This is a genomic window from Paenibacillus sp. A14 (assembly GCF_036864815.1).
In the GTDB taxonomy this organism is placed as follows: Bacteria; Bacillota; Bacilli; order Paenibacillales; family Paenibacillaceae; genus Fontibacillus; species Fontibacillus sanfengchensis.
This window is the reverse complement of sequence record NZ_JBAGJD010000003.1, coordinates 387,531-402,500: the sequence shown is the minus strand read 5'-3', so window position 1 is coordinate 402,500 and position 14,970 is coordinate 387,531. Positions and strand designations below refer to the sequence as shown.

10 protein-coding genes are annotated in these 14,970 nt (G+C 51.9%); 9 read left to right on the top strand and 1 reads right to left on the bottom strand.

Going from position 1 to position 14,970, the window contains the following annotated elements:
- The first annotated feature begins 59 nt into the window (after window positions 1-59).
- From V4U88_RS09770 to V4U88_RS09760, 3 genes are all read left to right on the top strand, one after another.
- Window positions 60-668 (top strand): DUF4269 domain-containing protein, encoded by a 609-nt coding sequence (locus V4U88_RS09770; protein WP_334073071.1) that lies wholly within the window; start codon window positions 60-62, stop codon window positions 666-668.
- Between the two features lie 10 nt (window positions 669-678).
- Entirely contained in the window at window positions 679-1,614 is a 936-nt protein-coding gene (cysK, locus tag V4U88_RS09765; RefSeq protein WP_334073374.1) for a cysteine synthase A, read from the top strand.
- Window positions 1,615-1,766: 152 nt separating this feature from the next.
- Window positions 1,767-2,186 carry a YjdF family protein gene (locus V4U88_RS09760; protein WP_334073070.1) on the top strand — a complete coding sequence of 140 codons (420 nt, stop codon included), beginning with the start codon at window positions 1,767-1,769 and terminating at the stop codon, window positions 2,184-2,186.
- Between the two features lie 64 nt (window positions 2,187-2,250).
- Here V4U88_RS09760 and V4U88_RS09755 read toward each other — a convergent pair whose 3' ends face one another.
- On the bottom strand, window positions 2,251-3,087 hold the full coding sequence (locus V4U88_RS09755) for a helix-turn-helix transcriptional regulator (protein WP_334073069.1): 837 nt from the start codon (window positions 3,085-3,087) through the stop codon (window positions 2,251-2,253).
- A gap of 142 nt (window positions 3,088-3,229) precedes the next feature.
- Between V4U88_RS09755 and fabF the strand changes: the two genes are divergently transcribed.
- The 6 genes from fabF to V4U88_RS09725 all read left to right on the top strand — a co-directional run bounded on the left by fabF (window position 3,230) and on the right by V4U88_RS09725 (window position 14,958).
- Window positions 3,230-4,465, top strand: coding sequence for a beta-ketoacyl-ACP synthase II (fabF, locus tag V4U88_RS09750; protein WP_334073068.1), 1,236 nt, complete (start codon window positions 3,230-3,232; stop codon window positions 4,463-4,465).
- Between the two features lie 264 nt (window positions 4,466-4,729).
- Window positions 4,730-6,061 carry a hemolysin family protein gene (locus V4U88_RS09745; RefSeq protein WP_334073067.1) on the top strand — a complete coding sequence of 444 codons (1,332 nt, stop codon included), beginning with the start codon at window positions 4,730-4,732 and terminating at the stop codon, window positions 6,059-6,061.
- A 144-nt stretch (window positions 6,062-6,205) separates the two neighbouring features.
- Entirely contained in the window at window positions 6,206-7,276 is a 1,071-nt protein-coding gene (locus tag V4U88_RS09740) for a DUF4349 domain-containing protein (protein WP_334073066.1), read from the top strand.
- Window positions 7,277-7,402: 126 nt separating this feature from the next.
- On the top strand, window positions 7,403-8,557 hold the full coding sequence (locus tag V4U88_RS09735; RefSeq protein ID WP_334073065.1) for a response regulator: 1,155 nt from the start codon (window positions 7,403-7,405) through the stop codon (window positions 8,555-8,557).
- Window positions 8,558-9,272: 715 nt separating this feature from the next.
- Window positions 9,273-13,304: a collagen binding domain-containing protein gene (locus V4U88_RS09730; protein WP_334073064.1), complete on the top strand. Its 4,032-nt coding sequence runs from the start codon at window positions 9,273-9,275 to the stop codon at window positions 13,302-13,304.
- A gap of 211 nt (window positions 13,305-13,515) precedes the next feature.
- Window positions 13,516-14,958, top strand: a complete 1,443-nt coding sequence (locus tag V4U88_RS09725) for a polysaccharide deacetylase family protein (protein WP_334073063.1) — start codon at window positions 13,516-13,518, stop codon at window positions 14,956-14,958.
- The last annotated feature ends 12 nt before the right edge of the window (window positions 14,959-14,970 follow it).

Here is a 14,970-nt window from a genome sequence, read left to right as displayed (position 1 = left end):
GGAACCGTCATGAGGTTCGATTGGACTAACTTGAATAAGCAACCGGAGGAGGAGGTTTCATGGCCTTGCCGGACGGCAAAGACCTTGATTATTTAATGGGCGGAACTCCCGTTCAGCAGGAAGTTTACTACTTGATCCAGCGGTACGGTCTTTGCGAAATGTTAAAAGATTATCATCCGGTTCTCGTCGGGACGGTTCCGCTTGATCTCCAAATTCCGGGCAGTGACCTTGATCTCATTTGTGAAGTTTTTCATTTTCATCGTTTCGCGGATCATGTACGTCGGCACTTCGGCCACTTTCCGGGTTTTACGCTTACCCGCCGGCGGGTGCATGGGGTAGAAAGACTCAAGGCCAATTTTAATTGCGGGAATTGGCCTGTTGAAGTGTTTGCGCAGCCGATCCCCGCCCACCAGCAAAACGGGTATCGGCATATGATGGCGGAAGCCCGGGTGCTGCGCCTCTTCGGCGAGGATTTCAAGCGGGCGGTGATTCAGCTCAAACAGCAGGGCTTCAAGACCGAGCCGGCCTTTGCTTCCTTGCTGGGATTGGAAGGGGATCCTTACCTTCGGTTGCTGGATTTGACAGATTGGACGGACGAGGAGTTGGTTTCCAAATTTACATCCCCAATTGCGGGTGTTAAAGTGGAATTGTTGAACTATAAAAAGTGAGGGATGAATGTTGTCGAATATCGCCAAAAATTTAACGGATCTGATCGGAAATACGCCGATGCTGGAATTGAACAATTTCTCCGCCGCTTCCAAGGCGGATGCCCGGCTTGTCGCGAAGCTGGAATATTTTAATCCGGCGGGCAGCGTAAAGGACAGGATCGGTTTTGCCATGATCAAGGATGCCGAGGAACGCGGCTTGCTGAAGCCCGGTTCGGTCATTATCGAGCCGACGAGCGGAAATACCGGCGTGGGGCTGGCTTTCGCCGCGGCGGCTCTCGGCTATAAGCTGATTATTACGCTCCCCGAAAGCTTCAGCATCGAACGGAGAAAGCTGCTTGTGGCGCTGGGTGCCGAACTGGTGCTGACGCCGGCCGCGGAAGGCATGGGGGGAGCGATCCGCAGGGCTGAGGAACTGGCCAATGGGACGCCAAATGCGTTTATTCCCCAACAGTTTGAGAATCCGGCCAACCCGGAAATACATAAACGGACCACCGCGGAGGAAATCTGGAGCGATATGGATGGCAAGGTCGATATATTCGTGGCCGGCGTAGGAACCGGAGGGACGATTTCCGGCGTGGGAGCGGTATTGAAAGAAAGAAATCCCAAGGTGCAAATCGTGGCTGTGGAGCCCCATGAATCGCCGGTGCTGTCGGGCGGAGCGCGCGGATTCCATAAGATTCAGGGCATCGGGGCCGGCTTTGTGCCGCAAAATTACAACCGCGAGGTCGTGGACGAGATTTTCCCGGTAAAAGATGAGGATGCCTTCGCGACTTCCCGACTGCTCGCCCGGACCGAAGGCTTGCTTGTCGGCATCTCGTCCGGTGCGGCCGCTTTCGCCGCGCTTCAGCTTGCGAAACGCCCGGAGAACGCGGGGAAGAATATCGTCGTTCTTCTGCCGGATACGGGCGAACGTTACTTATCGACACCGCTTTTTCCTGAAGAGTGATGCCGAAATCCCGCAAGATTTGCTATACTGAAACCCGGAGCGCAAAAACACATTCTGGTTGGTAGTCCAGAAGCATGGTTTTTTGCCGTGTCAGTAACCTTCCCCCCTCGGGATGTCCGGCGCTTCGATGCATAATAAGAGGGGGATTTACCATGAAGTTGACGGTTTATTTTGAGGGACAGTTTTGGGTTGGCGTGGTGGAGGAGACCATTGGAGGGCAGTTGAAAGCGTATCGGCATATTTTTGGGTCCGAGCCGAAAGATCCCGAGATTTTTCAGTTTGTGATTCAAGAGCTGTCCCGCGTTGCGGATGTGCTGTCGCGTTCGAGAGGCGTGGAAGGGGAACTCGATACCGGTGCCCGCAGAGTCAATCCGAAACGGCTGGCCCGCCTGGCTGCTCGTGAGTTGAACCGTCGAGGAATCTCGACGTTTGCGCAGGAGGCCTTGAAGGAAGAACTGCTGCTTCGCAAGAAGGAGCGGAAAAGTCTCGGCCGGGACGAGCGTGAACGTCAGCAAGCGTACAAGCGCGAGCAAAAGGTGCTGAAAGCGAAGCAGAAGCACCGGGGTAGATAGGAAAAACAGCGTTCCCCGCTTGAATGGGGAACGCTGTTTTTTTGCCTGTTTCGCTGTCGCGGCTTTACCCCTCCAGCAGTTTTCTGAGCTTCGTCTCCGTAGCGGTTTGTGGGGCAGGGGTGTAAATGCTCATCCTGAGGTCGGATTCCCCTTGGACCTGGAGGGAGGACAGATTAAACAGCATTTTTCCGGCCCGGGCGTGGCGGAATTCGATCATAACTTCGGGAGCCGCACTCACTTCACTCTGATTCCACAGCTCCTCAAAGTCGGGGAATTCCCCCGACATCCGCCCGATAAAAGCCGAGTACCAGGGATCGGCCACATATTGACCGTAGTAGGCGCGGAAAATCGCCAAAAATCCCCGAACAAATTGGGCCCAGTTCACGGCAAGCGTACGCAGCTCTTTTTTGCGAAACAGAAGATAGATTAAATTGCGCTCGGCTTCGGGCACCTGTTCAAAGTTCAGAAACACGTGGGAAGCGGCTGTATTCCAGCCTACGATATGACAGTGACGGTCGGAAATAAGCGTAGGACAAAATTTCAGCTCTTCGAGGATTTTGTTGAGCGACGGACTGATCTCGGCCTCCCGCCCCGGGGCAAGCTCGGGATGAAAGCCGTTATCGAGCGCCAGATCAAACAAGTACTTACGCTCATCGCTATTCAGCCGGAGCGCTCCGGCTATGGCGTCCAAAACGACGGCGGAAACCTTGATATCCCGGCCCTGTTCCAGCCAGGTATACCACGTTGTACTGACCCCGGCCAACTGGGCGACTTCTTCACGCCGCAGTCCGGGAGTCCGCCTCCGCGCGCCCGGCGGCAAACCGACCGCGGCCGGATGCAGTTTGGACCTTTGGCTTTTCAGGAAATCCGATAACGCCTTAAGTCGGGGATCATTATGCATGCGAAAGACCTCCTGTTCTTATTGTATTATCAATTATACTAGGATAACCAAAAACTTGTAATAGGATAAACAAAGGGTACAATAGGGACAAACGGCTCCCGATCCAAGAATGGGACGGGACTTTATGAGGAGGCACAAACGAATGCAAAGAGTTGTTGTGACCGGCATGGGAATCGTTTCGCCGCTGGGCCATGATGTTGAACTTTTCTGGAACGGGCTGAAAGCGGGACGCTCCGGCATTTCCGTTATCGATCATTTTGATGTGTCCGGTTTCGGGACAAAAATCGCGGGAATTGTGCGGGACTTCGATCCGGAAGCCCTGTTTGGGCGTAAGGACGCGAGAAAGATGGACCGCTTCGTCCAGTTCGCCGTATATGCCGCGGAACAGGCGGTGAGGGACGCCGCACTTGATCCCGAGCGGATCGACCGGGAGCGCTTCGGGGTATATGTCGGCACCGGAATCGGCGGTATCACGACGCTGACGGACAATATGGAGGCCTATCAGCAGCGCGGTCCGGGCCGCGTCAGCCCGAGTCTCGTGCCGATGATGATCTCCAACATGGCCGCCGCGCAGATCAGTATCAGGTACGGTGCCATGGGGCCGACCTTGTCCCCCGTCACGGCTTGTTCCATCGGCAATACGGCGATCGGAGAAGCGCTCCGCCTGATCCGAAGCGGCGAGGCCGACGTGATCATCGCCGGAGGGACCGAAGCGGCGGTGCATCCGCTGTCCCTCGCCAGCTTCGGCAACGCAACGGCCCTGTCGAAGCGGAACGAGGCGCCGGAGCGGGCCAGCCGTCCGTTCGATGCGGAGCGGGACGGTTTCGTCATGGCCGAAGGAGCGGGCCTCCTTGTCCTGGAGTCGCTTGACCATGCCCGGCGCAGGGGTGCCCGCATCCATGCCGAGGTTATCGGTTACGGTGCCAGTTCGGACGCCTATCATGTCGTGGCCTCGCATCCGGAAGGGGAAGGGGCTTTCCTGGCGATGAAACGGGCGCTGCAATCGGCCGGCATTTCGGCGGCGGACGTGGATGTCGTCAGCGCCCATGCCACGGGGACCCAGGTCGGAGATTTGGCGGAAACGACCGCGCTTAAGAAGTTGTTCGGCGAGCAGGCCGCCCGCACTCCGGTTACGGCCAATAAATCGATGACCGGCCATATGTTCGGTGCCGCCGGAGGGGTAGAGGCCATCGCCTTGATCCAAAGCTTGAAAGAAGGCGTAATTCCGCCAACGATCAATCTCGATCATCCGGACCCGGCGTGTGACCTGGACTATGTCCCGCACGTTGCCCGTCAGGCCCAATTAAACATCGGCCTCTCGAATTCCTTCGGTTTTGGCGGACATAACGCCGCCATTCTGCTTCAAAGGGGAGAGTGAATCCGCCGCTCATCTACCGGGTTGGGAGGGCTCGAATTGCAAAAGCTTGACACCCCGATAATCGGCTCTTTATAATATATTTTAATATTCGGAAAGAGGTTTAGTTACGATGAGCGATACGGACGACCCGGACAGTAACAACCCCAACCCTGATCAGGGAAATAATATTATCCAGGCATACCAGGCATAACCTGCGTCTAATTTGACGTCGGGTTGTGCCTTTTTGCGTTTTAAAGCGTTCCATAAATTTGGAGGTGTTTTCTTTTGTTTGAACTTATCATTATTTTCATTTTGATCCTGATCAATGCTTTTTTTGCCGCCTCGGAAATCGCGTTGATTTCACTGAACGATAATAAGATCCGGTTGATGGCGCAGCAGGGGCATAAGAAGGCGAAAAAACTGGTTGAACTGCTGGGAGAGCCCAGCCGGTTTTTGGCCACGATTCAAATCGGGATTACGCTGGCCGGCTTCTTTGCCAGCGCTTATGCGGGAGACAGCTTTGCGGGGGATCTGGCGGCGTTTCTCATCGAGCGTGGAGTACCGCTGTCGCCAACGGTCTTAAGTACCATTTCACTCGTCATCATCACCTTGTTTCTCTCGTATTTTCAACTTGTTCTCGGAGAACTGGTACCCAAGCGGGTAGCGATGAAAAAGGCGGAGGGCATGGCGATGTTTGCGGTAAACGCGCTATATGTGCTTTCAAAAGCCACGGCCCCCTTTGTCAAAATGCTTACGTTATCCACCAATCTGCTCGTTCGTCTGTTCGGAATAGACCCCAACGCGAAGGATGAAGAAGTATCCGAAGAAGAGATCCGGATGATGCTGGATACCGGAACCGAGCTCGGGACGATACAGGCCAGTGAGAAACTGATGATTAACAATATTTTCGATTTTGACAATATGAACGTTTCCGACATTATGACCCATCGGATCGATGTGGTTGCTTTGCCGGTGGATGCCGATTTACAAACGGTGGCTGAACTGGCGGACCGGGAACAATACACCCGTTTCCCGGTATACGAGGACACGATCGATAACGTGATCGGGGTGTTGCATGTGAAGGATTTGATCCGTTATCTGAAGCAGGCGGAACCTCGTTTGTGGGATTTGCGTTCGATGTTAACCCGGCCTTATTTCGTCCCGGTATCCATGAAGACGAATGAATTGTTTGAAGATCTGCAGCAAAACCGGATTCATTTGGCGGTCGTCGTCGATGAATACGGTGGGACGGCCGGGATTGTCACGATGGAGGATTTGTTGGAAGAAATCGTCGGTAATATCTATGACGAACATGATGTAGAAGAGGCGGAATACGAGCAATTGCAGGAGGGCAGCTATCTTTTCCGGGGAACGGTGTCGCTTCACGATGCGCAGGAGCTGCTGGGAATCAGCCTCCCGGTTGAGGACTTCGATACTTTGAGCGGGTTTATGATCGGTCAACTGAAACGGATTCCGACGACGCAGGAAAAGCCGCAACTGGAGTATAACGGCTATATCTTTGCCGTTCGGGAAGTGGGGCAGCGCCGGATTCGTAAGCTTGCAGTCACCAAGAAGACGGAATCGGAAACCGTTCCGGAAAGCAATCTGATAGATTAAGATTAGGGATTTTCCGGCAACCTTCCAGCCTCTGGAAACGTCAGGTAATCAGGATCGGTTGATCGCTGTCATAGAAACTTATAAAGATGAGCCGCCGCGATTCAACCGGATTTCCTGACGAATCCATTTCAGGGGGCGATTGAAATGAAACGATGGGGCAGTTGCGCAGTTGCTTTAAGTCTTGTGCTGGCGATGCTGTTGGGAGGCTGCGGGAGCGCCCACAATTCGGCCGGCAATGCCAGTTCGGCCGATCCCGGCGGAGCCGGCGGCTATGCGGCGGAAGAGATGTCGGTTGCTACCGCAGAAGATAAGGCGGTGATGGATGAAAAGAGTCCCGCAGATGGCGGGGTGGAGGGGAGTGAGGCGGAAACGGCGGTTCGGCCGGGTGAGAAGGCCGCGGACTCTTACTCTTCCTCGGCTGGGGCTGGCGGCGGGTTTCAGGCGTCGAGTTCGGAAACGGGTCTTAACAAGAAGCTGATCTACGAAGCGAATGTGACCCTCGAAGTGAAAGATTTCAATAAGGTTCAATTGGATATCCGCAGTCTGGTCACATTGACTGGAGGTTACATTGTTGAATTTTCCGACAACCAGTCCGGCAGCGAGCGAGGCGGCACGTTCATTCTAAAGGTTCCGGCCAGCGGGTTCTCTTCCTTTCTCGATGAGCTTGGAAAGTTGAAATCCGAATCTTTCCAGCAAAGTATTCACGGGCAGGATGTTTCCGAAGAGTATGTGGATCTGGAGTCCCGGCTCAAGGTGAAGCAGGCGATGGAGGCGCGCTATCTGAAGTTTATGAATGAGGCCACCAAAACCGAGCAATTGGTTCAGTTCGCCAACGAACTGGAGCGGATACAGACTGAAATCGAACAAATCAAGGGGCGCATGCGGTTTATCGATAATCACGTGGCGTTCTCCACGGTGGAGATTCGGGTTTTTCAACCGTTGGATGACGCCGCAACCAAGCTTGAAAAAGAGCAGGCTCCGCTCCTGCAGCGCGCCGAACAAGCGTTGAACGGCAGTATGAAGGTGATTTCGATGATCTTGCAATGGGTCGTCATCGTCATTGCCGGCGCCTTGCCGGTTATCCTGATCGCCGCATTGATCGTGGCCATTTATGTCCCACTGCGGAAGAAGCGCGGGAAAAGGCAGTCCGTACGCGAAGCGGAGCGCCCCGAAAGCCTCGATTCCACCGGCCCCGATGAAGGAGATGTAAGGTAGAAGGAGAATGGTTCGCCTCGGACGTAGCAGGTTCGAGGCTTCTTTGTTGAAGTTAATTATGTTATCCTTCTTAGTAAGCAAGCCATGTAAGTGCAATACACTCAAAGCGATTGAGGAGTTAAATCTATGAGAGTAGTCATTGTGGATGATGAACAATTGGCTTTGGATTACCTGGAGCGGCAAATCGCGAAAATCACGGATATCTCTGCCGACATCGTCGGGAAGTTTACCGATCCCCTTGAGGGGAAGCGGTTTTTGCTGCAAAATCAGGCGGATGTAGCTTTTTTGGATATCCATCTGCCGGAGATAAGCGGTATCGAAATGGCCGAACAAATTTTGGAGGCCAAGCCGGAGCTTGCCGTTGTGTTCGTAACGGCTTACAACGAATTTGCCGTCAAAGCCTTTGAGCTCAATGCACTGGATTATATTGTGAAGCCGGTACGTCTGGAGCGTCTTTCAAAAACCTTGTCGCGTGTCCGGGACAGCTTGTCTCTGAAGCAGCCATCTGTGGCTGAAACGGAATCGGCTCAAGATCTTCGCCTGAACTTGTTCAGACAGTTCAGTATCGCCGCAGAGGAGGGGCAACACTTGCTCCAGTGGCGGACAACGAAGGCGCAGGAACTGTTTTTGTATCTGCTTCAGCATCGCGGGCAGTTGGTTCGCAAATCTACCTTGACCGACTTGTTGTGGCCCGAATATGAGCTGGACAAAGTTTATTCGCAGCTCTATACCGCGGTTTATCATATTCGTAAAACGTTAAAGCCATATGCGAAATACATTCAAATTACAAATACCACCGAAGGGTATATTTTAAGCTTGACGGGAGTCCGGCTGGACATCGAGGAGTGGGAGGAACGGATCGGCAAGCTCCCCCCGATCAGCGAGGTCTCCTTGGAAGATTACATAGATACGATGAAGCTTTATTCAGGGGATTATTTGCAGGAATACGGGTACTGGTGGACCGAGAGCGAATGTCAGCGCTTAAAGGAGCAAGGGCTGGGCGTTTCTTTCGCGATCGCGGAATGGTACCAGCAGCAGGAAATTTGGGATAAGGCGGTCTCTTGCTACCAACGTTTGAGATCTCTATATCCGCAGGAAGAACGAACTTATTTTGAGCTTATGAAGATCTATGCTTCTGCGCAAAACTCCGTATTGGTCGAGCAGCAATATAAAGAGCTTCAATACATTTTGAAAGAGGAATTGGATGTAACGCCGAGCAAATATATCACCGACTGGTATGAAGCCTGGTGCCAAGCTCGGGAGGCAGTCCGGAAGGTTTAGAGCCGATTCAGGTTAGGGCACACAGCGGTATCGCCTCTTGATTCTCCTTGATGAAGACTTACCTGCATTGATATAATCGAGTATGAATTCCTGCAGAAGGTCAGGCTTTCCGGCTGGTACTAACGCCTGGGAGGAGTCTAACGGCTGTAGCAGCCGCTATTTAACGAAAAGTAGCCCTTTCGAAATTCTAACGGTCGTGAGCGCCGTTATTCCCCTGGATACTCGCCTTAACAGCCTGTTTGTGCGAAAATAAGCGCCGTGATGACCGTTAGAATGGGAAATCGGCGTTTTCAGGACAAATAACGGCTGTGGCAACCGTTAGCGTTAATTTTCGTCTTTCTTGCAAGGCTGCTCATGCGACGGCGGTTAGGGAAATGGGGCACGCCGGATCCAACTCGCCACACCGAGGCGACAAGTTTCAAAATAAGCAGCACCCTCCTGCGCGGCTTATTAAAACAAGGCTGGCCGCCGGCAGACGAACCTAATAGCAGTCTCCAATACTAGGAGCAAGTTTTCAGAGTGCCGGAAGGCGCTCTTTTTTTGTCGAGAAGCTTGTTGAGAAATATGTGGAGTATTGTAGAGAATTTGTTCAGAACCAGGAACTAGTATATTTATTGTGACTTTTTATACAACAAACCTGATAGGAGGGGTCAGGAAAAACAAACTTCGTTTGATCCTTGAAAAAAAAATAAAAAGAAGGTGAGTAAGTAACCCAATGAAGAAAAGAATGATTGGGATAACGATAGCCTGGGTTCTTCTGCTTCAAACGGTGTTTGGAGCGTGGATGCCTACGGCCAGCGCGGATTCGAATGCTTTCCCTCCGGGGGATGCGGCAACGATAACGGATGCGGTCTATGGACCGGTTTCGTTGATGGCTGCCGGGAAAGAGAGCATGATCACTAAGGTTAGGCTCCTGGACCAAAACAACACCGTGATCGATGCGGTGTACAATCCGAGCCGTGAAGGATTTTCCAAGCCCGGGGATCCCGTTCGAATTGAATATGAATGGTCATTGGAGAACGGACACGGCTATACAGGCGGCCAATCGTTTGAATTTGACATCCCTAAGGAATTCACAATTTACAGTGGGTTTACCCAGCCGCTGTTCATTGATGACGGCAGCAGCATTGGGGAGTTTACCGTTGAAACGAACGGTCACGTAACGGTGGTCTTCAATGATCAGGTGGATAACTCGGAAGTTCGGGGCACCATGGAGATGCACACCGAATTCAGCAAGACTGAGATTAAAGGAAGCATCGAAGTACCCATCACCTTCCCGATACGTGGAGGGGACCAGGTAACAAAGGTTAAATTTGCGCCGTTTGGCGGGAAGCCGTTAGTAAAGCAAGGTACGCCAACTGGGGAAAAGTATATTGATTGGACCTTGGATGTTAACACAGATGCTAAAAAACTGAACGCTCCTGAGATTTCGGATCAAATTCCTGCTGGACTTAAGTTGGATAAGACCAGCATCAAGGTTTACGGACTTAACCTGAACATTGACCGGGCACCGGGCGAAGGGAGCGAGGTTTCCCCTGCGGACGGGAGCTACACAGTGGCAGCCGAACCGGATGGTTCCGCTTTTAGCATCAAATTTAACGATGCTGAGGTTACTTCGGCATACCGGATTCGCTTTAAAACGGACGTGATCGATGAGAAAGAAACCTATTTCAATAATACAGCCACGTTAAAGAGCAACTCTACCACTGTGAGTGCCTCCGATGATGTTACCATTCAACGTAAGGAACTGGTGACAAAAAAAGCCGGTAATTATGATCCGGTCAATCAGACGGTGGAATGGACGATTGATTATAATCACGGGGAAAAACCTATCATTGAGGCCGAGGCGTTTATTGTGGACCGATTTCCTGACACCATGGATTTGGTTGGAGACCTCATCGTTACTCAGGTTGGAGCCGGGGAAGTGGACAAAAGCAAATTTGAAGTAACAAAACCCGATGATCTGGCTCCGGGCCAAAACGGTTTCAAATTGAAATTCAATTCAGGCATAAATTCAGGGTACACGATTAAATACAAGACTAAATACAAATCAAGGGTATACGATAATGTTAAGGTCACGAATGTAGTATCCACGACATACAAAGGGGAAGAAACCAAGAAGTCCGCATCTCAAACCTTTAGCAGCGGGATCGGAACTAAGAGCCTTGTAAAGTCCGCTACAAATTATGCTACCAAGGAACTTACCTGGAAAATCGTTGTTAACAGTGACCTTCAGAAAATGACGGACCTAGTTATCGATGACAACTTCACAGGTGGAGGATTGACCTTGATTCCAAGTGAACTTAAGGTAACCTCTAAATCCGGAAATGTAATACCCCATAGCTTGGATAGTAGTATAGCAGTTGATCAGGGTTTTAAGCTAAGCTTCTCGGGAGAGTTCTCCGAAGAATACGTGATCACTTATAAGACTGCGTTTGATCCTAGTAAATCGGAGTTCGGGAACAATGCTAAATTAGACTGGGCGGAAAAGACAGCTGATTATCAAACTTTGAGTGATTCTTTTGATCCTAACCCCTATACCAAGAACAACGGTGCCAAGACAGGCAGCTATGATCCTCAAACCAAGAAATTAACCTGGACAATCTATGCCAATTACAATGGGTTCAAAGTAGATAGTGCGATCTTTAAGGATCCTCTGCTGGAAAATCAAACTTTGGTCGAGGATTCACTAAAAGTCTACCAAATGTCTGTTCAGGAAAACGGCGATCCTTTGCAACGTTCGGAAGTCGATCTCACTAATAAAAAGGTTGATACCACCAACGGCCAGATTCAGCTCGATTTTGGAAACATCCATGAACCCTACTGGATTACCTTCCAAACGAAGCTTGATAACACATTGGTGGCGGACAAAATACCGAACGTCGCTGCATTGAGCGGGGAAGGCGGAGCAAAATGGAATTGGGGCCATACCGTAACAATCCCGCACGGCGAAGTATATGTCAGCAAGACCGGTGAACGCGGCGCCGGCAAAGACGCCGACAAAATCTTTTGGCAAATCAAAATCAACGAAGGTCAATCCTACGTCGAGAATCCGAAAATCATCGATACGCCAAGTGCCAATCAAATCGTGAAGCCGGAAACTTTCGAGCTGTACGAAGGTAAAGTGGATGCAAATGGCAACGTTTCGGCCGCTAAGCTTCAGGAAAAAGGCAAGGACTATGATGTTGTGCTTCACACCGATGATTCGGGTGAATTGAAGAGCTTCGAAGTGATTCTTCCCAAGGCCATCGAAACGGCCTATATCCTGAAATATCAGTCGGAAATCGCCGTATCCGTCGACAAAGAAAAGATCACGAACCAAGTGAACTTTACGGGAGACGGTGTATCGGTAGGTACGCGGGAAACGGGGAAGGAGATTGAAATTCGCTTATCCTCCGGTTCCGGTACCGGCTCTGGCGTTCGCGGCGGTCTGGAAATCACGAAAGTGGACAAGGACAGACCGGACACGGTATTGCCCGGCGCCAAGTTTGAGCTGAAAAACAGCAAGGGCGAATCGATCGGAGTAAAAGAAACCGGAGCGGACGGGAAAATTACGTTCACCAAGCTGCTTTACGACACCTATACGCTGACCGAGCTTCAAGCGCCGGCGGGCTATGAACCGCTGACGGCTCCTCTAACGGTGAAAATCGATAAAGAGGTGCAAAGCACAGGCGGCGTGAAAGTGCTCCCGGTACCTAACGAAAAAATCCCATACATTCCGCTCGGCGGTTTGGAAATCCAGAAAGTGGCCCAAGAGGATACCTCGAAAAGACTGGCAGGGGCCAAATTCCAATTGCAGGATGCGGGTAAGCAAAAAGACCCGATTGTCTTGACGACGGATGAAACAGGGCGTGCACGGATTAACGGACTTACCTTTGGGGATTACACCCTGAAAGAGATCGAGGCTCCTGCAGGTTATGTACTGGACCCCACGGAGCGTAAAATCGCCATCGACAAGGAATCCATCGTGACGTTAACGGTGGAGAATGAAAAACAGCCTGACCCTGTCGCTTCACTGGAAATCGTCAAGGTCGACAAGGACGATGTTTCCAAGAAGCTGGCCGGAGCGACCTTCGTACTCCAGGATGCCGCAAAGCTGAGGGACCCGTTGACGGTGACAACGGATACTTATGGTGTGGCGGTGTTCCCGAATCTTCGATACGGGGAGTATATCCTTAAGGAAACGGCGGCACCGGCGGGCTATCTGCTCGATGCGACCGAGCGTCCCGTAACGATCGGTTCGAGCACCGAGCTGGTGGACGGCAAATTCATACTCCCTATTCCCAACGTCAAAAAGCCGCAGGTTCCCGGAAACCCAGGAAACTCTGGCGGCAATAACGGAAACCGCGGTGGCGGAAAATCCGGAAACAAAGGCGGATCCAGCCAACCGCAAACCCCTTCGCAACCGAATAAGCCGAATGATCCTTCAACCCCTCCTGCGGAAGATGGGGACGGAGGAAACAATAATGATCAAGGAAATACGGAGGCTCCAGGCACAGGTAACGGTTCTGCCGGAGATACCACCGGGCCGGATCAAAAACCTGATCAGGATACGAAGCAAGACGGCAAAAATAGCTCATTAGGAAATTCAGGCGGTGAAGCCGGAGTTGATGCCGGTCAGAAAGGCAGTGGCGTGAAAGTGCTGCCGAAAACCGGTGAAGAGAGCGCTTTGCCGGTGCAATTGGCCGGGGTTTCCTTGATTGCTCTAGGCTTGTTGCTTAAGAGAAGAATGGCACTCAAAAAGTAGTTTGACACCGAGCGTTCCCCAAAGGAGACCTTTCCTCTCCTGGGGAGCGCTTTTCTTTTGCCCGAAAATTCTCTTAGTTTGTATAGAAATTGTAAAGAAGAATGAGGTATTGTAATAGTGGGGCTATTTTACTAGAAAAATAATCTTGGTGCTGTGAGGAAATTCCTATTATACTATGTTTATTTACGATTTTTAAAGGAGCTAAGGAAAGATGGAAGTAATGAAACGGCCGCTGCGCAAAGCGGGAGTGATGATCTCGGCCTTCTTCATTCTGTTGGCGGGATGTTCGGCGGAGACCGGAAAGGGTTCGGATCAGCCTGTCGTGAAGCCGACGGAGGTTGTCGAGAAGTATACCGGCGGAAAGAGTCTGGAACTCCCTTTTGTATACACGGCCAAGAAGGAATTATCCCTGACGTTTAACGGGATGGGGGATAGAGACACAATGACGAAACTGCTGGCTCAGTTGGACAAATACAAGGTGAAGGCGACCTTTTTTCTTCCCGGCATACGGGTTGCGGAGGAACCTGATATTGCCGCGGCGATCTTGGCCGGCGGGCATGAGATTGAGAACAACACATTAAACCAGTTGGACATGAACAAGCTGAACTACCAGCAAATCTACAAAGAGGTCAAGCTGGCCAGCGACGTGATCGAAGAGAAAACCGGAACGCGCCCGAAATATGTGCGCACCCGCTCGGGGGACTATCCCGCGGATCTGCCTTTGGTGGCGGCCCAGCTCGGCATGAAGGCGGTGGTCAGCTACAATATCAACCCGAAGGACCGGGATATGAAGAGCGCCAAGGAGATTGGCGACTATGTGAAAAAATATATCCACCGGGGCGGCATTATCTCATTGAACACCGACATTAATCCGGAAGTGATCGCGTCGATTCCCTTTATCGCCGCGGCGGCGGACGAGGTCGGATATAAGCTGGTTACGCTGGACAAGCTCGTCAGCGGCGGCGGCGTACGAAAGCCGCTCGAGCAGATTCCGGGTTACGATGCGGCGCGCATCAACCCCGAGTACCAAAAGGCGGACTATCGTCTCATCTACCAGGTGGACACTCCCAAGAAACATATAGCCCTCACCTTCGACGATTGGGGGAGCGACAAAACCGTCACGAAAATTCTCGACATCCTGGCCGAGAAGGGCGTGCACGCTACGTTCTTCCTGCGGGCAAAAGGCGTAGAAACCAACCCGAATCTGGCCAGGGCGATGGTGGAGGAAGGGCATGATGTCGCCAACCATTCCTACAGCCACCCGGTGGTCACTTCCCTGACGGCCGAAGAACTGCAGAAGGATATTGTCAAGGCGCACCAGGTGATCACCGACGCGATTCAAGAGCAGCCGGTTATGCTCTTCCGCCCGCCTACCGGTGTAGTCGACGACGAAAGAGCCAAAGCGATCGCGGCGGTAGGCTATCCGGACATCGCGATGTACGATGTGACGATGCTCGACTGGGATGCCTCCAACAGCGCCGACGATATCGTGAACGGCGCCTTAACGCAGACGAAGCCGGGCAGCGTGATCCTGCTTCATATGCTGGATGACATTCATACGATTGAAGCTCTGCCAAGGTTGATCGACAGTCTGGAAGGCAAAGGCTATACGTTTGTGAAAATGGCGGATTTGATCAAGGAACAAAAAAATTAGGACAGCGGGGAA

Excerpts from the sequence above, each read along its gene's own strand:
- V4U88_RS09770 (WP_334073071.1), top strand. The coding sequence starts at position 60 with ATGGCCTTGCCGGACGGCAAAGACCTTGATTATTTAATGGGCGGAACT.
- V4U88_RS09760 (WP_334073070.1), top strand. The coding sequence starts at position 1,767 with ATGAAGTTGACGGTTTATTTTGAGGGACAGTTTTGGGTTGGCGTGGTG.
- V4U88_RS09755 (WP_334073069.1), bottom strand. The coding sequence starts at position 3,087 with ATGCATAATGATCCCCGACTTAAGGCGTTATCGGATTTCCTGAAAAGC.
- fabF (WP_334073068.1), top strand. The coding sequence starts at position 3,230 with ATGCAAAGAGTTGTTGTGACCGGCATGGGAATCGTTTCGCCGCTGGGC.
- V4U88_RS09740 (WP_334073066.1), top strand. The coding sequence starts at position 6,206 with ATGAAACGATGGGGCAGTTGCGCAGTTGCTTTAAGTCTTGTGCTGGCG.
- V4U88_RS09735 (WP_334073065.1), top strand. The coding sequence starts at position 7,403 with ATGAGAGTAGTCATTGTGGATGATGAACAATTGGCTTTGGATTACCTG.
- V4U88_RS09730 (WP_334073064.1), top strand. The coding sequence starts at position 9,273 with ATGAAGAAAAGAATGATTGGGATAACGATAGCCTGGGTTCTTCTGCTT.
- V4U88_RS09725 (WP_334073063.1), top strand. The coding sequence starts at position 13,516 with ATGGAAGTAATGAAACGGCCGCTGCGCAAAGCGGGAGTGATGATCTCG.